Origin of the sequence: Mesorhizobium sp. M1307, from assembly GCF_040318155.1 — a bacterium.
Taxonomy (GTDB): Bacteria; Pseudomonadota; Alphaproteobacteria; order Rhizobiales; family Rhizobiaceae; genus Mesorhizobium.
In genome coordinates this window covers 222,002-238,410 of sequence record NZ_JAMYLR010000004.1, presented here as the reverse complement: position 1 = coordinate 238,410, position 16,409 = coordinate 222,002, and the positions used below count along the sequence as shown (strand labels likewise).

General features: G+C 62.9%; 18 protein-coding genes. 13 read left to right on the top strand and 5 right to left on the bottom strand.

Annotated elements, in window-relative coordinates; genetic code table 11:
* The first annotated feature begins 127 nt into the window (after window positions 1-127).
* The 8 genes from NKH16_RS08275 to NKH16_RS08240 all read left to right on the top strand — a co-directional run bounded on the left by NKH16_RS08275 (window position 128) and on the right by NKH16_RS08240 (window position 9,094).
* Window positions 128-607 carry a formate dehydrogenase subunit gamma gene (locus NKH16_RS08275; RefSeq protein ID WP_352448523.1) on the top strand — a complete coding sequence of 160 codons (480 nt, stop codon included), beginning with the start codon at window positions 128-130 and terminating at the stop codon, window positions 605-607.
* On the top strand, window positions 604-2,160 hold the full coding sequence (locus NKH16_RS08270) for a formate dehydrogenase beta subunit (RefSeq protein WP_352469987.1): 1,557 nt from the start codon (window positions 604-606) through the stop codon (window positions 2,158-2,160). Before NKH16_RS08275 ends, NKH16_RS08270 begins: the two co-directional genes overlap by 4 nt.
* Window positions 2,161-2,172: 12 nt before the next feature.
* Window positions 2,173-5,085 (top strand): formate dehydrogenase subunit alpha, encoded by a 2,913-nt coding sequence (gene fdhF, locus NKH16_RS08265; protein WP_352899007.1) that lies wholly within the window; start codon window positions 2,173-2,175, stop codon window positions 5,083-5,085.
* A gap of 202 nt (window positions 5,086-5,287) precedes the next feature.
* Window positions 5,288-6,115 carry a formate dehydrogenase accessory sulfurtransferase FdhD gene (gene fdhD, locus NKH16_RS08260; RefSeq protein ID WP_502911679.1) on the top strand — a complete coding sequence of 276 codons (828 nt, stop codon included), beginning with the start codon at window positions 5,288-5,290 and terminating at the stop codon, window positions 6,113-6,115.
* On the top strand, window positions 6,105-6,410 hold the full coding sequence (locus NKH16_RS08255; protein ID WP_352488059.1) for a formate dehydrogenase subunit delta: 306 nt from the start codon (window positions 6,105-6,107) through the stop codon (window positions 6,408-6,410). Before fdhD ends, NKH16_RS08255 begins: the two co-directional genes overlap by 11 nt.
* 105 nt (window positions 6,411-6,515) lie before the next feature.
* Window positions 6,516-8,069 carry an alpha/beta fold hydrolase gene (locus NKH16_RS08250; protein ID WP_352899002.1) on the top strand — a complete coding sequence of 518 codons (1,554 nt, stop codon included), beginning with the start codon at window positions 6,516-6,518 and terminating at the stop codon, window positions 8,067-8,069.
* A 111-nt stretch (window positions 8,070-8,180) separates the two neighbouring features.
* Window positions 8,181-8,654 (top strand): carboxymuconolactone decarboxylase family protein, encoded by a 474-nt coding sequence (locus NKH16_RS08245; RefSeq protein ID WP_352898999.1) that lies wholly within the window; start codon window positions 8,181-8,183, stop codon window positions 8,652-8,654.
* Between the two features lie 77 nt (window positions 8,655-8,731).
* Window positions 8,732-9,094: a nuclear transport factor 2 family protein gene (locus tag NKH16_RS08240; protein ID WP_352898996.1), complete on the top strand. Its 363-nt coding sequence runs from the start codon at window positions 8,732-8,734 to the stop codon at window positions 9,092-9,094.
* A 421-nt stretch (window positions 9,095-9,515) separates the two neighbouring features.
* Here NKH16_RS08240 and NKH16_RS08235 read toward each other — a convergent pair whose 3' ends face one another.
* Window positions 9,516-10,016: an MmcB family DNA repair protein gene (locus tag NKH16_RS08235; RefSeq protein ID WP_352898993.1), complete on the bottom strand. Its 501-nt coding sequence runs from the start codon at window positions 10,014-10,016 to the stop codon at window positions 9,516-9,518.
* Window positions 10,017-10,229: 213 nt separating this feature from the next.
* Between NKH16_RS08235 and NKH16_RS08230 the strand changes: the two genes are divergently transcribed.
* Complete coding sequence (locus tag NKH16_RS08230; RefSeq protein ID WP_352898990.1) at window positions 10,230-10,553, top strand: hypothetical protein; 324 nt, start codon at window positions 10,230-10,232, stop codon at window positions 10,551-10,553.
* A gap of 667 nt (window positions 10,554-11,220) precedes the next feature.
* On the opposite strand, the gene NKH16_RS08225 is transcribed toward NKH16_RS08230, so the two are convergent.
* Complete coding sequence (locus NKH16_RS08225) at window positions 11,221-11,520, bottom strand: DUF1330 domain-containing protein (RefSeq protein ID WP_023717905.1); 300 nt, start codon at window positions 11,518-11,520, stop codon at window positions 11,221-11,223.
* Between the two features lie 150 nt (window positions 11,521-11,670).
* On the opposite strand from NKH16_RS08225, the gene NKH16_RS08220 reads away from it, so the two are divergent.
* The 4 genes from NKH16_RS08220 to NKH16_RS08205 all read left to right on the top strand — a co-directional run bounded on the left by NKH16_RS08220 (window position 11,671) and on the right by NKH16_RS08205 (window position 13,366).
* Window positions 11,671-11,997, top strand: a complete 327-nt coding sequence (locus NKH16_RS08220) for a GYD domain-containing protein (protein WP_023676390.1) — start codon at window positions 11,671-11,673, stop codon at window positions 11,995-11,997.
* A gap of 158 nt (window positions 11,998-12,155) precedes the next feature.
* Window positions 12,156-12,284 carry a hypothetical protein gene (locus NKH16_RS08215; protein ID WP_352898988.1) on the top strand — a complete coding sequence of 43 codons (129 nt, stop codon included), beginning with the start codon at window positions 12,156-12,158 and terminating at the stop codon, window positions 12,282-12,284.
* Window positions 12,285-12,410, top strand: a complete 126-nt coding sequence (locus NKH16_RS08210) for a hypothetical protein (protein ID WP_352898985.1) — start codon at window positions 12,285-12,287, stop codon at window positions 12,408-12,410.
* A gap of 338 nt (window positions 12,411-12,748) precedes the next feature.
* Complete coding sequence (locus NKH16_RS08205) at window positions 12,749-13,366, top strand: L,D-transpeptidase (RefSeq protein WP_352448678.1); 618 nt, start codon at window positions 12,749-12,751, stop codon at window positions 13,364-13,366.
* A gap of 110 nt (window positions 13,367-13,476) precedes the next feature.
* On the opposite strand, the gene NKH16_RS08200 is transcribed toward NKH16_RS08205, so the two are convergent.
* From NKH16_RS08200 to trpS, 3 genes are all read right to left on the bottom strand, one after another.
* The gene (locus tag NKH16_RS08200; RefSeq protein WP_023676386.1) at window positions 13,477-14,046 is read right to left on the bottom strand and encodes a NifU family protein; all 570 of its coding nucleotides are present in this window, start codon (window positions 14,044-14,046) and stop codon (window positions 13,477-13,479) included.
* 278 nt (window positions 14,047-14,324) lie between these two features.
* Complete coding sequence (locus NKH16_RS08195; RefSeq protein ID WP_023676385.1) at window positions 14,325-14,816, bottom strand: universal stress protein; 492 nt, start codon at window positions 14,814-14,816, stop codon at window positions 14,325-14,327.
* Between the two features lie 185 nt (window positions 14,817-15,001).
* Complete coding sequence (trpS, locus tag NKH16_RS08190; protein WP_352455044.1) at window positions 15,002-16,078, bottom strand: tryptophan--tRNA ligase; 1,077 nt, start codon at window positions 16,076-16,078, stop codon at window positions 15,002-15,004.
* Window positions 16,079-16,409: the final 331 nt, after the last annotated feature.

Sequence of the window (16,409 nt, the reverse complement as noted above, 5' to 3'; positions counted from 1 at the left end):
CAAGGCTGGTGACCGCGAACGATAGAAAATTTCTATCGAGCAACGGATCGGCTTTATTGATTTAGCGGGTTTCCTCTGATTTCCTAAGCACTTAGCGGAAGACCGCCACGACCAGGGAGGGCGCTGCATGACGATGCAGCCTGCAAGTACCGAGATCGCATCGCGCACCGCGGCGATCATCCACGAGCTGAAAGGCCTCGAAGGCCCGCTGCTGCCGATCCTGCACGGCATCCAGGAAGAGTTCGGTTATGTGCCGCAGGACGCGCTTCCGGTCATCGCCGAGGCGCTGAACATCTCCAGGGCCGAGGTGCACGGCGTCGTGACCTTCTATCACGATTATCGCAGCCAGCCGGCTGGCCGCCATGTGCTGAAGCTCTGCCAGGCGGAAGCCTGCCAGTCGATGGGTTCGGATGCGATCGCCGCCAAGCTCAAATCATTGCTGGGCATCGGCTTCCACGAGACAACCCGTGACGGTTCGGTGACGCTGGAGCCGGTCTATTGCCTCGGCCTTTGCGCCTGCTCACCGTCGGCGATGCTGGACGGGGAGGTGATCGGTCGGCTCGACGACGAAAAGCTCAACGAGATCGTTGCCGAGGTGCGCTCATGATCCCGCGTATCTATATTCCCGGCGATTCCGGCGCGCTGGCGCTCGGCGCGGAAAAGGTCGCCAAGGCGATTCGGGCGGAACTGGCCGAGCGCGGCATCGAGGCCAAGATCGTGCGCAACGGCTCGCGCGGCGCCTATTTCCTCGAGCCGATGGTCGAAGTGGCAACAGCTAGTGGCCGCGTCGCCTATGGGCCGGTGAAGCCCTCCGACGTCAAAAGCCTGTTCGACTGCGGCTTTCTCACCGGCGGCCACCACAAGCGCTGGCTGGGCGCACCGGACAAGATCCCGTTCCTTGCCAGGCAGACGCGGCTGACCTTTGCGCGCTGCGGCGTCACCGATCCGCTGTCGCTCGATCACTACAAGGCGCATGGCGGGCTGAAGGGCCTGCAGAATGCAGTGGCGATGACGCCGGCCGAGGTCGTCAAGCAGGTGACCGAGTCCGGGCTGCGCGGTCGTGGCGGCGCCGGCTTCCCGACTGGCATCAAATGGAAAACTGTGCTCGATACGTCGGCCGACCGCAAATACATCGTCTGCAATGCCGATGAAGGCGATTCCGGCACGTTCGCCGACCGCATGATCATGGAAGGCGACCCCTTCGTGCTGATCGAAGGCATGGCGATCGCCGGCATCGCCACCGGCGCGACCAAGGGCTTTATCTATATCCGCTCCGAATATCCGCACGCGGTGGCGGTGATGCAGAAGGCCGTCCAGATCGCCCGCAAGGCCGGCGTGCTCGGCGTCAATGTGCTCGGCTCGGCCAATTCATTCGACATGGAAGTGCGCGTCGGCGCCGGCGCCTATGTTTGCGGCGAGGAAACCGCCCTGCTCGACAGCCTCGAAGGCAAGCGCGGACAGGTGCGGGCCAAGCCGCCGCTGCCGGCGCACAAGGGCCTGTTCGGCAAGCCGACAGTGATCAACAACGTCATCTCGCTGGCCTCTGTGCCGGTGATCATGGACAAGGGCGCCGCCTTCTACAAGGATTTCGGCATGGGCCGTTCACGCGGCACCATCCCGATCCAGATTGCCGGCAACGTCAAGTATCCCGGTCTCTACGAGGCGGCGTTCGGCATGACGCTGGGCGAGATCGTCGACGATATCGGCGGCGGCACGGCGACGGGACGCCCGGTCAAAGCGGTGCAGGTGGGTGGCCCGCTCGGCGCCTATTTCCCGCGCGCGCTGTTCGACACGCCGTTCGACTACGAAGCGTTTGCCGCCAAGGACGGGCTGATCGGCCATGCCGGCATCGTCGTTTTCGACGACAGCGCCGACATGCTGAAGCAGGCACGCTTTGCCATGGAATTCTGCGCCATCGAGAGCTGCGGCAAGTGCACGCCGTGCCGCATCGGCTCGACGCGCGGTGTCGAGGTGCTGGACCGGCTCGCCCAGAACGTCGAACCGGAAAAGCAGATCGCGCTGGTCACCGACCTTTGCAACACGATGAAGTTCGGCTCGCTTTGCGCTCTCGGCGGCTTCACCCCATATCCAGTGATGAGTGCACTCAACCATTTCCCGGACGACTTTCGGCCGACGCCGGTCGCCGAAGCAGCGGAATAGGAGCGGACAGGTATGAACGCGGCATTCGATATCAAATCGCTGGTCCAGGAAATCGACTACGGCACACCTGCCTCTGAAGCCGAGCAGCAAGTGACGCTGACCGTCGACGGCAAGTCGGTGACGGTGCCGGCGGGGACCTCGATCATGCGCGCTTCGATGGAAGCGGGCGTCGAAATCCCGAAACTCTGCGCCACTGACATGCTGGACTCGTTCGGCTCCTGCCGGGTCTGCCTCGTCGAGATCGACGGGCGCGGCGGCACGCCGGCCTCGTGCACGACGCCGGTCGGCGAAGGCATGGTCGTGCATACGCAGAGCGACCGGCTAGACGCCGTTCGCCGCGGCGTGATGGAACTCTACGTCTCCGACCATCCTGTCGCATGGGGCGAGAAGGCCGGCACTGGCGCCAGCGAGTTCGACAAGATCGTCAGGACGGTCGGCCTGACCGAGAACCGCTATGGCGTGGACGGCCGCAACCACGTCAAGCAGGAAAACGGCGTGGCGCCCGGCCATGGCTCGCTGACCATCGATTACATCGCCCGCGATGAATCGAACCCGTATTTCACCTACGATCCGACGCAGTGCATCGTCTGCTCGCGCTGCGTGCGCGCCTGTGAGGAGGTGCAGGGCACGTTCGCGCTGACCATCGAGGGCCGCGGCTTCGAATCCAGGGTCTCGGCCGGCATGCACGAGGCGTTCGTCGATTCCGAATGCGTGTCGTGCGGGGCCTGCGTGCAGGCCTGCCCGACCGATGCGCTGAGGGAAAAGACCGTGCTGGCGAAAGGCCTTCCCGAGCGCTCGACCGTCACCACCTGCGCCTATTGCGGCGTCGGCTGCTCGTTCAAGGCCGAGGTCAAGGGCGACGAGGTCATCCGCATGATGCCCTACAAGGCAGGCAAGGCCAATCACGGCCACTCCTGCGTCAAGGGCCGCTTCGCCTATGGCTACGCGACGCACAAGGACCGTATCCTGAAACCAATGATCCGCGAGAAGGTCGGCGATCCGTGGCGCGAAGTGTCGTGGGAAGAGGCGCTCACCCATACGGCGAATGAATTCCGCCGCATCCAGTACCAGTACGGCCGCACCTCGATCGGCGGCATCACCTCCTCGCGCTGCACCAACGAGGAGACCTACCTCGTCCAGAAGCTTGTCCGGCAGGGCTTCCGCAACAACAATGTCGATACCTGCGCCCGCGTCTGCCATTCGCCGACCGGCTATGGTCTCGGCCAGACCTTCGGCACCTCCGCCGGCACGCAGGACTTCGATTCGATCGAGCAGACGGACGTGATCCTGCTGATCGGCGCCAATCCGACCGATGCGCATCCGGTGTTCGCCTCGCGCATGAAGAAGCGCATGCGCGAGGGCGCCAAGCTGATCGTGCTCGATCCGCGCCGCACCGACATCGTGCGCTCGGCCCACGTCGAGGCGCAGTTCCATCTGCCGCTGAAGCCGGGCACCAATGTCGCCATGCTGACCGCACTTGCCCATGTCATCGTCACCGAGGGCCTGTTCGACGAGGCCTTCATCCGCGAGCGCTGCGACTGGGACGAGTTCCAGGACTGGGCATCGTTCGTGGCGCTGCCGGAAAACAGCCCGGAAGTCGTCGGCCAGCTTGCAAATGTCGATCCCGACGACATACGCGGCGCGGCGCGGCTCTACGCTCGCGGCGGTAACGGCGCGATCTATTACGGCCTCGGCGTGACCGAGCACAGCCAGGGCTCGACCACCGTCATCGCCATTGCCAACCTCGCCATGGCGACCGGCAATATCGGCCGGCCGGGCGTCGGCGTGAACCCGCTGCGCGGCCAGAACAATGTGCAGGGCTCCTGCGACATGGGCTCGTTCCCGCACGAGCTTCCCGGCTATCGCCACATTTCAGGCGACGCGGTGCGCGCCATCTATGAGAGCCTGTGGGGCGTCAAGCTCGACGACGAGCCCGGCCTGCGCATCCCCAATATGCTGGATGCGGCCGTCGACGGCTCGTTCAAGGGGCTCTATGTGCAGGGCGAGGACATCCTGCAGTCGGACCCCGACACCAAGCATGTCGCCGCCGGTCTCGCCGCGATGGAATGCGTCGTCGTGCACGACCTCTTCCTCAACGAGACGGCCAACTACGCGCATGTGTTCCTGCCCGGCTCGACGTTCCTCGAGAAGGACGGCACCTTCACCAATGCCGAGCGCCGCATCAACATGGTGCGCAAGGTGATGGAGCCGAAATGCGGCTATGCCGACTGGGAAGCGACGCAGGAGCTCGCCAAGGCGCTCGGCCTCGGCTGGAACTACACGCATCCGTCCCAGATCATGGACGAGATCGCCAAGACAACACCAAGTTTCGCCGGCGTTTCCTTCGACCTTCTCGACAGGGTGGGCTCGGTGCAGTGGCCCTGCAACGAGAAGTCGCCGGAAGGCACGCCGATCATGCATATCGGCGGCTTCGTGCGCGGCAAGGGCAAGTTCATCCGCACCGAATACGTCGCGACCGATGAAAGGACCGGACCGCGCTTCCCGCTGCTGCTGACCACCGGCCGCATCCTGTCGCAATACAATGTCGGCGCGCAGACCCGGCGCACCGACAATGTGGTCTGGCATAGCGAGGACCGGCTGGAGATCCATCCGCACGATGCCGAAAATCGCGGCCTGCGCGACGGCGACTGGGTGCGGCTGACCAGCCGCTCCGGCGAGACGACGCTGCGCGCGCTGATCACCGAGCGGGTGTCGCCGGGCGTCGTCTATACGACCTTCCATCATCCCGACACCCAGGCCAACGTCATCACCACCGACTTCTCCGACTGGGCGACCAACTGCCCGGAATACAAGGTGACCGCGGTGCAGGTGGGTGCATCCAACGGCCCGTCGGAATGGCAGCGCGACTATGACGAGCAGGCAAAGCAAAGCCGCCGCATCGCCCCGCTGCAAGCAGCGGAGTAGCGGTTTTGGTTTCGTGCCGGAGTACCCCCCTCTGGCCTGCCGGCCATCTCCCCCTCAGGGGGGGAGATTGGATGTCATCTCGACTTTCGCCAATCACCAAAGTCGAAAGGTGCGCCGCGACGCCTGAACTGCCGATCTCCCCCCTTGAGGGGGAGATGCCAAATGATGACAAAGAGGGCAGGCCAGAGGGGGGTGCCGCGTGATGCCCAAACGTCGTGCTGTCACACAGATCAGCCGCCTGGCGCGCCGCGCCGGCGGCACTGCGGCCGCGAACCGGATGGTGCCGGAAGAGACGCCGGTGGCGTTCTCCTTTGCCGGCACCACGCATGCGGTGATGATGGCAAGCCCGGCTGATTTCGAGGATTTCGCGCTCGGCTTCTCGCTGACCGAAGGCATCATTGCCTCGCCGGACGAAATCGAAGCGATCGAGGTCGAGGATCACGGCGCCGGCATCGATATCCAGATCCGGCTGAAGGATCAGGCCAACACCCGCTTCGAAGCGCGGCGGCGCAGGCTCGCCGGGCCGGTCGGCTGCGGGCTGTGCGGCATCGAATCCATCGAGGAGGCAATGCGCTCGGTAAACCCGGTCGGTGCGTCGCAACTTACACTTCAGGCCGATGACATCGTCCGCTCGGTCAAGCTTTTGTCGAAGCTGCAGCCGCTGCACGCCGAGACCGGTGCCGTCCACGCCGCCGGTTTTTACCTTCCCGGCAAGGGCATCGTCATGGCGCGCGAGGATGTCGGCCGCCACAACGCGCTGGACAAGCTGGCTGGCGCGCTGGCCAAAGCCGGTATCGACGGCAGGTCGGGTGCGGTCGTCGTCACGTCGCGCGTTTCGGTCGAGATGGTGCAGAAGACCGCGGCGATCGGCTCGGCCGTCATCATTGCCGTCTCGGCGCCGACCGCACTTGCCATCCGCACCGCGGACGATTCCGGCATGACGCTGGTGGCGCTGGTGCGCGGCGACGATTTCGATATTTTCACCCATCCTGACCGAGTGGTTTCCGGAGTTGCCAAGCATGTCGCATGACGAGGGCCACCTCATGAGCACCAGCGAAAAGCTGGTTCGCATGGCCAACCAGATCGCCGCCTTTTTCCACTCCAAGCCGCGCGAGCAAGGCATTGCCGGCGTCGCCGAGCACATCAACAAGTTCTGGGAGCCGAGGATGCGCCGGCAATTGTTCGAGATGCTTGACAGCGGCGGCGAAGGGTTCAATGAACTTGTCGTCGCGGCCGCGCCACACATCAAGCGGCCGGGCGCGCCGGAGGGCGCAGGTTTTAGCGTCGGCGGAGCGAACACCGAGACCGCCGCGTCACAGAAGTAGGCGTCGCGGGCCCACATTCACTCGCTCTAAAGTTTCATCTGCCGCAAGCTGCGCGGCTCTGCTATGATCCGGCGATAAGAAATCGTCGGGTCGGGCGGGCAACTCGTGAGGCCGATCGAAACTCGATACGCGCTCAGTGGCGACGTGCGGATCGCCTATCAGGTGGTCGGCCAGGGATCGCTCGATCTCGTCTTCGTGCCGGGTTTCATTTCCAATCTCGACCTGCACTGGGAAGACGAGGGCTACACCCGGCTGTTGAAGCGGCTTTCCGCGTTCTCACGGCTGATCCTGTTCGACAAGCGCGGCACCGGCCTGTCCGACCGCGTCGATGTCCACCACCTGCCCAGCCTCGAAACCCGCATGGACGATGTGCGCGCCGTGATGGATGCGACCGGCAGCGGCCGCGCCGCCTTGCTCGGCGCTTCGGAAGGCGCGCCGATGGCAATGCTGTTCGCCGCCACCTACCCGGAGCGGACGCGGGCGCTGACGCTTTATGGCGGCTATGCGCATTTCCACAAATGGGTGATGCCGCCGGAGCGCCTGGAGGCCTTCATCGCGACGGCGGAGACCGCATGGGGCACCGGCGCCACCCTGCCGCATTTCGCGCCCGGACGCGTCGACGATCCGCGTTTCGCGACGTGGTGGGCGCGCTTCGAGCGGCTGTCGGCGAGCCCGACGGCGGCAATCGCCCTGGCCCGCATGAATGCGGCGATCGACGTGCGCGGCGTACTGGAAGCGATCAGCGCACCGACACTGCTGATCCATCGCCGCAACGACGCACGCGTCGACCCGGAGGCCAGCCGCTTCCTGACAAGGAAGATCCCGAATTCGCGATTGGTCGAGGTGCCCGGGCGCGACCACCCGATCTGGACCGGCGATGTCGACCGGGTGGCCGATCTGATCGAGGAGTTCCTGACCGGAGCGCGAGCGGTAGCCGAGGTGGAACGCGTGCTGGCGGCACTGCTGGTGACCCGGATCTACGATACGGCGCGGCTTGGCGACCGCATGTGGAGTGAGCGCAGCCAGCGGTTCCTGGAAAGCTGGCGGCGGCTGGTCGGGCGCCATGGCGGCCGCCCGGCCGGCACGCATGGCGAGTTGATGATGGCGCGCTTCGACGGCCCGGCGCGGGCCGTACGCTGCGCGGCGGCGCTGCGCGATGCGGCGCAGGAGATCGGCGTCGCCAGCGCGCAGGGCGTGCATGTCGGCGAGGTCGAGTTGCGCGGACCGCCGACGGGATTGACGGCGCGCGTGACGATGCAGCTTGCCGCGCATGCCGGGCGCGGCGACATCCTCGCTTCGCGGCTGGTCGCCGACCTCGCCGCCGGTTCAGGCCTTCATTTCAATGACGCCGGGCGCATTGCGCTTGACGAGCTGGATGAGCCGCTGGCGCTGGTGCAGGCGACCTCGGAACAGCATCTGGAGCCGGCCTGCCGGCCGAAGGCCAAGGCTGCCGAGCCGGCCGCACTGACGGCGCGCGAAAGCGAGGTGGTGAACCTCATCGCCGATGGCAAGAGCAATGCCGCGATCGCCGCCGAACTCGAGCTGAGCGAACACACCGTCAAGCGCCACGTCGCCAATATTCTGCTCAAGCTGGACCTGCCGTCGCGGGCGGCGGCGGCGGCGTTCTCGGCCCGGCACGCTGGCCCGCACGGGCCATAGGAGCCATGGCGCTTTCGGGCGAAGCGGCCGGGCATGCGTAAGCGCTATCACTTCGTCCCATGCAGGCCAGGCGGATATCGCCGGGAAAGGCGCTGCGAAGGGAGGAATAAAATGCTGAAGTTGACACTCAAATCACTGGTGCTAGCGGCAGGCGTTGGCGCGCTGTTGGCGATAGTTCCTGCCAAGGCCGAAGACGCCTCGGCGACGGCTGCCTACAAGGACATCCAGGCAACGCTCGGCTCGGTACCGGACATGTTCAAGACGCTGCCGGACGTCGCCGTTGCCGGCGCCTGGGCCGAGATCAAGGGCGTGCAGCTCAACCCGAACACCGCGCTCGACGGCAAGACCAAGGAATTGATGGGCCTCGCCGTCGCCTCGCAGATCCCCTGCCAGTACTGCATCTATTTCCACACGCAGGCGGCCAAGCTCAATGGGGCCAGCGACGAGGAGATCAAGGAGGCGGTGGCGATGGCGGCGATCGTGCGCCACTGGTCGACGATGCTCAACGGCAGCCAGGTCGATCTCGCCACTTTCAAGAAGCAGTCCGACGAGGTGTTCGCGGCCGTCAAGGCGAAGTCGCAGTGAACCACCTGCCCGTCTATGAGCGCCGGGCGGTTCTGATCAATTGAACGCCCGGTGAAGACGGGCCTATGGAGGAAAAAATGCTGACCAAGACACAGACGATAGACGGCGCTGCGATCAAGAAGGCGATTGAGGGCCGTGATGGAAAATTGCTGGCGAGCTTCTATGCCGACGACGCATTGGTGCGGGTGATCGACCGCAACAACCCGCCGAGCAAGCCGCGCGAAATCCGCGGGCGCGCTGCGATCACCACGTTCTGGGACGACATCTGCAGCCGGGCGATGACCCACAAGGTCGACACCACCATCGCCGACGGCAAAAATCTCGCCTTCACCCAGGCCTGCGCCTATCCGGACGGGACCAAGGTGTTCTGCGCGGCGATACTGGAGCTGAAGAACGGCCTGATCGTGCGGCAGACCGTCGTGCAGGCGTGGGACGAGTGAGGAGGCGGCGATGTTCAGTGCCAGATGGCAGATCGACGCAAAATTCGGCCAAAAGCAGACCGTGCTCTGTTGAAGAAATGGGAACGCGAGATCGGCTCGCAGGCCGGTCTCGACGACCTCAAGTTCCAGATCATGACCGGATCGATCGACGCGGGAAGCGACGGTCGGGTCACATCACCAGGTCGAAAGCCTCGCCAGTTGGAGGCGTTCTTCGCCAGGATCGGCAAGATCGACGCGCACGCCAAATGGGGCAAGGAGATGGAGCCCTATGTGGTGTCGGGGCACCAGCTTGTGGAACATCTACCGCATCGTGGAATAGCAGTCCGGCTTACTCCCTTCTCCCCGTCACTTACGGGGAGAAGGTGGCGGCAGCCGGATGAGGGGCAGCGCGACGTCCAAAATTACGACGAGCGAAAAGCCCCTACTCGCTCTCGCCGTCCAGCGCCGGCACCGACACGCCGGCAAGCTCGGCCGCGAGCAGCCGCGACGCACCGGCGCGTGCGATCCGCAGCATCAGCGCCTTGCGCGTCGCCGCTGCCATGCGGTGCTCGGGCGCATCGCGCAAAATCTCGGCACCGTAGCCGTCGGAGAGAATGAAGCCGCACTCCTCCGGAAATATCTCCTGGGGTACGCCGGGATGGGTGGCGAAGAAGAACCGGTCGGAATGCAGGCGGTAGTCCGGCCATTTGCGGTCGACCCTGAAATCCTCGATCGAGGATTTGATCTCGATGATCCAGATGTCGCCCTGGCGGGTCAGCGCGACGAGATCGGCGCGCCGGCTGGTGGCCAGCGACAGTTCGGGCAAGACATGCGCGCCCATCTGCCTGAGCAGCCGCTGCACGCCACGCCTGACCAGCATGGCACGCTCCGACTGGCGGCCGTCGATGAGCGGATTGAGGGGTAGAGGTGAGATGATCGGCATGGAGGATACCATGGCAGATTTTGTTCACGGTTTGAACCGGTTTTGCGGGCGATTACGCACTTTACAAACACGGCGATGTGCCTGATACCTTGAATCCACAGTAGGAATCCGGGTTATGAGTGTCCTTTTCGAGCCACACTTCCACAACGAAGAAGCTGCTTTCGAACGGCTGGAGACGGGCAAGAAGACCCGTCAGGCAATGGCTGAGTCACAATGAGCGTCGTGAGCGGTGTGGTGCTTTGTACGTCTTCTGCTGAAGATCTATCGAGCCCGAACGGCCTGCCCATTCTCTTCGAGAACATACAGGAATGGCTGGCAGAGCGCGCCCCCTTCCAACAACTTAACAGCGTCGAGGATAGCTTTGGCGGCAGCAAGCACCCGCAAATGTTTGTAGCCGGTGGTGGCTTCAACCATTTCCCTGAAGACGATTTTGCGGCCTACGTGATGTTGTTGCCTTGGCAAAACCCAGAAAACGTTGTGCTGGTGATCGACCCCGAAGAAGGGCCTACCCGCGTCTTCAGGCCTTCCTGTTTGTAAAGTACATAATTGCCTTTTGAGAAACGATAAAGGCCCACCCTACCACAAGGCGTGCCGCTCGCGTTAGCAATGCAATTCCTACGGTGACGGAGCTATGTTTTCGCGAGGCGTCGCCGTCGATCTAATATTCACCGCTGCAGGCCCGAGTGGTCATAGCGTGACCACAAAGGTGGCGAAGCATGGCTACTGAGAATACGAGTTTGACGGCCGAGCAAACCAGGCTCAACAGGATGCTCGCGCGGGGCGTCGTATTTTCCGTCATTTGGCTCGCCGGTTTCGGGTCTTCTTATGCACTCTACCAGGGGCTTCTGGCGCGACGGATGATAAAAATGAATCCCGTGCTTCGGGGAAATGGCCGCGCCTGGTGGTGCATCATTGTGGGAGGGCTTGGGGCCGCAGCCTTATGTGCGATAGTTGGCGCCGGCATTTTCAATGCCATGACACAACCCTAGGTCACGCTGTAACACCGCCTGCCGATCTGGTGTTGGGTCATATTGATTTGTAGGTCCCGTTCAATGAGTGCTTCCGGCGTCATCCTCCCATCATTGGCCGTCATTTCCCGCCCGCAAGTTTAAAGCTTGCTGATTCATATCAGAATGCTCCTGTCCCGTCGCCGGGCCGCACCAGATATGGCAACTCAGATTTGCCATTGTCATCGACCCAGCCCTCAGCTAACCGGCATCATGCCCTCCAGAGCAATAATTCTCGTCTTTGCGCAGCGTTCGCGGATGGCTTTGAGGCGGCCGTATTCCGGAGAGTCGTACCATGCCAGGAGGGACGCCATGTCCGGGAATTCGACAATGACGAGGCGATGAGGTTCCCAATCGCCCTCCAGAACTTTGGTGGCTCCGCCGCGAGCGATATACCTCCCCCCATAGCGGGCTTCGGTTGCCGGCACGTCCCGGCGGTATTCCTCGAAAACGGCGGCGTCGGTTATGTCTACATCAGCAATGAGATATGCGGCCATTGACCTTACTCCCTGAAAAAAACATTGAAACAGGTCTATTAGCGGCCCCGCAACTAAGCCAGCGGTACTACGCCTCGGAAACGACTCGCGTTCTCCGGGATTGGGGCGCTTAACTGTCTTGGTGGGGGCAGCTCTGGGAGGAGACGAACCATGCCGATGTATCTCACGCGATTCAGCTACAGGCCCGAAACCTGGGCGCGCTTGATGGATAATCCCGAGGATAGACGCGAGGCTGCCCGCTCCTACATCGAGTCGGTCGGCGGAAAGCTGCACGGGTTCTGGTATGCCTTCGGAGAGTACGATGGCTGGAACCTATGGGAGGCGCCGGACAACGTGTCGATGGCATCCGTCATGCTGGCCATCGGTGCGGGAGGCGCGCTCAGCTCGTACCAGACCACCGTGCTGTTAAGTGTCGAAGAGACGATGGACGCTCTTGGGAAAGCCAAGTCGATCCGGTATCGCCCACCGGGATCGTGACCGCCGCCCGCGCTTTGCGGAGTGTCGAAGGCTGGTAACGCTTGCTCGCGAACTGCGCACGTTCCTAAACTTTTGCGCAAAAGAGTCCACTGCGGCTCTTGGCAGCGCCGGCAGCTTGCGCTTTCAATGTCTGCCACGGATTTTAGGAGGAGCATTAGATGACGGAAGATGACGACCGGAAATCGGCGACGCCGGAGGAAATCCGCTCGGCCATCAGAGGCTGGGCGATGCTTGGGGCAATTATCGTTGCCGTGTTTGGTGCGGCCTACGTCATGATCGATAGTTGAATGGCCAACGATCCTGGTCGCCCCGATGGACTGCCTGAAAAGATCGGCGCGGTCCTTGGTGCATTAGTGGTGATCGGCACGTTCGGGCTTCTGGCTTGGACCGTGCTTCGCGGCGTCCTTTATTGAACTCGGCCCGTCTGGACTTTCCCCTGCAGCGGCCGCGTCTCAGGCCGATCTCCTCGTAGCAACGGATGGTCTTGGCCGCAGGCCAGAGCGCCGGGCAGCGTCACCGACATTCATGGGTGATTTCTTCGTCTCCTGGTTCTTGTTCTTGGCCCATTGATTTTGCAACATAATCCTGCCGGGGCTGTTGCCGAAATGCCATAGTCGCAGGTTTACCAGCACGTAAGTCCAAGGATATGGGCATCGCCCGCTTGGCAAGCAAAGCAAATGCCAGCATGAATGAAGATGAAAAAAGCGGCCGACTCGAGCCGCTGTTGTTTGGGCAGGCATCGGACCTTTTCATGCGCATGAAGTCACTTGCAATCGTCGCGGCCCTGGCGCTGTCGACGGCTGTCGCCGGTTGCAGCACCATCGGCTCGCAGATCTTCACCAACAACTACGGCGCGGTAACCGACGCCGGCTATCATTTGCCGCGCGTTCCGATCGAAAAGGTGCCGTTCAAATACCGCCGGCAGATCGTCGACTACGACACCAGGGAAAAGCCAGGCACCATTATCGTCGATACGCAGAACAAGTTCCTCTATTTCGTCATGGGCGACGGCGAAGCGATGCGCTACGGCATCGGCGTCGGCCGTGAGGGTTTCGAATGGCACGGCACCGCCCATATCGCGCTGAAGCGCGAATGGCCGACCTGGACACCGCCTTCGCAGATGATCAAGCGCCAGCCGGAGTTGGCCAAGTTTGCCGGTGGCATGGAGCCGGGGTTGAAGAACCCGCTCGGCGCGCGCGCTATGTACCTGTTCAACAAGGGTGGCGACATGGGTTATCGCCTGCATGGCAGCCCGGAATGGAATTCGATCGGCAAGGCGATGTCGTCGGGCTGCATCCGGCTGATGAACCAGGACATTATCGACCTCTACGACCGCACCTCGGTCGGCGCCAAGGTCATTGTGATATAAAACCCTTATACGCGGACCGTCTAGGCAACAACACAGACGTCGCAAACAGAAAACCGGGCACTTTGGCCCGGTTTTTTGTTGTCTATCGATGTTGACGATGGAACGTCGCGTCAGGAGACCTGTTCGACATGCTGCACTTCCGGCACAAAGTGCCGGAGCAGGTTCTGGATGCCGTGCTTCAGCGTCGCCGTCGACGACGGGCAGCCGGCGCAGGCGCCCTTCATGTGCAGGAACACGGTGCCGTTCTCGAAGCCGCGGAAGGTGATGTCGCCGCCGTCCTGGGCCACCGCCGGGCGCACCCGGGTGTCGAGCAGCTCCTTGATGGTGACGACCAGCTCCTCGTCGGCCTTGTCGTAGAATTCGCCGGTCTGGCTGGTCTCGGCGGCGGGGCCAGCCTTGGCCATCACCGGGGCGCCGGACATGAAATGCTCCATGATGGCGCCGAGGATAGCCGGCTTCAGATGCTGCCAGTCGGGGCCGTCCTTGGTCACGGTGATGAAATCATAGCCGAAGAAGACGCCGGTGACACCGGGGATTTCGAACAGCCGGCCGGCGAGCGGCGAAGCCGTCGCGGCGCTATCGGCATCGCGGAAATCGGCGGTGCCTTCTTGCAGCACTTCCTTGCCGGGCAGGAATTTCAGCGTCGCCGGGTTTGGCGTCGACTCGGTCTGGATGAACATGGCCGTCTCCGTGCCCGTTTGGGGCAGCTAGTTTGGAATAATTCTAATTAGGCTTTATCCGCCCGACATTCAAGCGAAAGGCATCGGGGGGAACGGCTGGCTGGCGGAATGTTTTGCTAGTTCGCTGAAACGATTGGAGATGTGTTGAGATTCAGGTCAGGCCGAGCCGAAAATGGTGGTTTCCGAGAACCGGAGCGGAGCGTACTTTTGGTACGTGAGCACCGGAAGCGCAGGAAGCCGCCACTTGCAGGCCGGCCTCACCTGAATATCAGCACATCTCAGGCGAGGCTGTCGATCTCCTCGTCCGACAGGTTCTGCGGCACCACCGTGACGGGAATCGGAAAGGCGGCGCCCTTGCCGGCGACCGCGCCGACCAGCGGCCCTGGGCCTTCCTTGCCGGCGCCTGCCGCCAGCACCAGAATGGCGATGTCCTGGTCTTCCTCGATCAGCTTGTGGATCTCTTCGGTCGGCTTACCTTCGCGCACCACCAGTTCCGGCTCGATGCCGAGCTTCTGGCGCACCTTGTTGGCGTAGCTGTCCAGTGCGGCACGCGCCGTGGCGGTCGCCTCCTCGCGCATGATCTTCTCGACGCCCAGCCAGTGCTGGAAATCATCCGGCTCGATGACATAGAGCAGCACCAGCACGCCGCCCGTGCTTTGCGCCCGCTTCGAGGCGTAGGCGACGGCGCGCTCGCATTCGGGCGTATCGTCGATGATCGCCAGGAACTTGCGGCGATGACCGACTTCGCGGCTGAGGCGTTTGGAGACCATATTCACCCTGTTCGATGGTTTCGGCCGCAATCTGCCACCGCCACAGCCCGCCCGCAAGCGACCGGCGGCTGTGGCAATGCTGGTGCAGCTTAAAGCGCGATGCGTTCGACCAGCGACGCGCTTCAGGTTCTTGTTTTATGCATGTCGTTATCGCAAAACCGCTGCACACTTTTGCGCGACATGCATTAGCCTTGCAACAGGCCGATAATGTCGCGCACGGTCTTCATGGTCGCTTCGGCCAATGTGCCGGCACGCTCGCCGCCATCGCGCAGCACCGCGTCGACATAGGCGCGGTCGCCGGAGATGCGGCGCATCTCGCCGGCGATCGGCGCCAGCTTTTCCACCGCAAGGTCGGCCAGCGCCGGCTTGAACACCGAAAACTGCTGGCCGCCATATTCCTTCAGCACCGCCTCTTTCGAGATTTCGGCGAGGCCGGCATAGATGCCGACGAGGTTTTCCGCTTCCGGCCGGCCGGCAAGCCCGTCCAGTTCGCCGGGCAAAGCCTCCGGGTCGGTCTTGGCCTTGCGGATTTTCTTCGAGATGGCGTCGGCATCGTCGGTCAGGTTGATGCGCGACAGGTCCGACGGATCGGATTTCGACATCTTCTTCGAACCGTCGCGCAGCGACATGATGCGCGCTGCCGGGCCGCCGATGACCGGCTCGGTCAGCGGGAAATAGCCGTTCACCGTCTCTTCGCCGACCTCCATTTCGACGCCGACGCCAAGCGCTGCGATGCGGTCCGAAAAGTCGTTGTTGAATTTCTGCGCGATGTCGCGGGTCAGCTCCAGATGCTGCTTCTGGTCGTCGCCGACCGGCACGTGGGTGGCGCGGTAGACGAGGATGTCGGCGGCCATCAGGGAGGGATAGGCGAGCAGGCCGAGCGAGGCGTTCTCGCGGTCCTTGCCGGCCTTATCCTTGAACTGCGTCATGCGGTTCATCCAACCGATGCGCGCCACGCAGTTGAAGATCCAGGCAAGCTCGGCGTGCTGCATCACCCGCGACTGGTTGAAGACGATGTGTTTTTTCGGGTCGATGCCCGAGGCGAGAAACGCCGCGGTGATCGAACGCGTCTGGTCCTGAAGATCCTCATAGACGAGCTGTGCGGTCAGCGAATGCAGATCGACGACGCAATAGATACAGTCGGAGGTGTCCTGCAGGGCGACGAATTTCTTGATGGCGCCGAGATAATTGCCGAGATGCAGATTGCCGGTTGGCTGGACGCCGGAAAAAACGAGCGGTTTGAAGGCGGGCTGATCGGTCATGGTGTTTCCCTGGCTTGTGGAGGGCCGTTTCGCGCGCGGCGAAAGTCTTGCGACGGCGCGCTTATGGACGAGAGCGAGGAGACGATCAAGAGGGGCGTTGGCCAGGGCGCGCAGGCTTTGACGTCGGCCGAACAGAAGGCTGTTTGAGGGATGGCGCCGACCAGAAACAAAAACCCGCCTCGGTGGGCGGGTCGTTGGAGCCAATTAGCACCATAGCGAGATTAATAGCATAGCTGCCGGCACAAAGCAAGAACAAAATAGCTCGCGTCGGCAATCGCTTCGATTTGGCTTAGGGTCACATTGACGGACTGATGTAGATAGCTACATAATA

What these genes read in the sequence shown, in the direction of transcription:
- NKH16_RS08275 (WP_352448523.1), top strand. Translation starts at nt 128, where the DNA reads ATGACGATGCAGCCTGCAAGTACCGAGATCGCATCGCGCACCGCGGCG.
- NKH16_RS08270 (WP_352469987.1), top strand. Translation starts at nt 604, where the DNA reads ATGATCCCGCGTATCTATATTCCCGGCGATTCCGGCGCGCTGGCGCTC.
- fdhF (WP_352899007.1), top strand. Translation starts at nt 2,173, where the DNA reads ATGAACGCGGCATTCGATATCAAATCGCTGGTCCAGGAAATCGACTAC.
- fdhD (WP_502911679.1), top strand. Translation starts at nt 5,288, where the DNA reads ATGCCCAAACGTCGTGCTGTCACACAGATCAGCCGCCTGGCGCGCCGC.
- NKH16_RS08255 (WP_352488059.1), top strand. Translation starts at nt 6,105, where the DNA reads ATGTCGCATGACGAGGGCCACCTCATGAGCACCAGCGAAAAGCTGGTT.
- NKH16_RS08245 (WP_352898999.1), top strand. Translation starts at nt 8,181, where the DNA reads ATGCTGAAGTTGACACTCAAATCACTGGTGCTAGCGGCAGGCGTTGGC.
- NKH16_RS08240 (WP_352898996.1), top strand. Translation starts at nt 8,732, where the DNA reads ATGCTGACCAAGACACAGACGATAGACGGCGCTGCGATCAAGAAGGCG.
- NKH16_RS08235 (WP_352898993.1), bottom strand. Translation starts at nt 10,016, where the DNA reads ATGCCGATCATCTCACCTCTACCCCTCAATCCGCTCATCGACGGCCGC.
- NKH16_RS08230 (WP_352898990.1), top strand. Translation starts at nt 10,230, where the DNA reads ATGAGCGTCGTGAGCGGTGTGGTGCTTTGTACGTCTTCTGCTGAAGAT.
- NKH16_RS08225 (WP_023717905.1), bottom strand. Translation starts at nt 11,520, where the DNA reads ATGGCCGCATATCTCATTGCTGATGTAGACATAACCGACGCCGCCGTT.
- NKH16_RS08220 (WP_023676390.1), top strand. Translation starts at nt 11,671, where the DNA reads ATGCCGATGTATCTCACGCGATTCAGCTACAGGCCCGAAACCTGGGCG.
- NKH16_RS08215 (WP_352898988.1), top strand. Translation starts at nt 12,156, where the DNA reads ATGACGGAAGATGACGACCGGAAATCGGCGACGCCGGAGGAAATCCGC.
- NKH16_RS08210 (WP_352898985.1), top strand. Translation starts at nt 12,285, where the DNA reads ATGGCCAACGATCCTGGTCGCCCCGATGGACTGCCTGAAAAGATCGGC.
- NKH16_RS08205 (WP_352448678.1), top strand. Translation starts at nt 12,749, where the DNA reads ATGCGCATGAAGTCACTTGCAATCGTCGCGGCCCTGGCGCTGTCGACG.
- NKH16_RS08200 (WP_023676386.1), bottom strand. Translation starts at nt 14,046, where the DNA reads ATGTTCATCCAGACCGAGTCGACGCCAAACCCGGCGACGCTGAAATTC.
- NKH16_RS08195 (WP_023676385.1), bottom strand. Translation starts at nt 14,816, where the DNA reads ATGGTCTCCAAACGCCTCAGCCGCGAAGTCGGTCATCGCCGCAAGTTC.
- trpS (WP_352455044.1), bottom strand. Translation starts at nt 16,078, where the DNA reads ATGACCGATCAGCCCGCCTTCAAACCGCTCGTTTTTTCCGGCGTCCAG.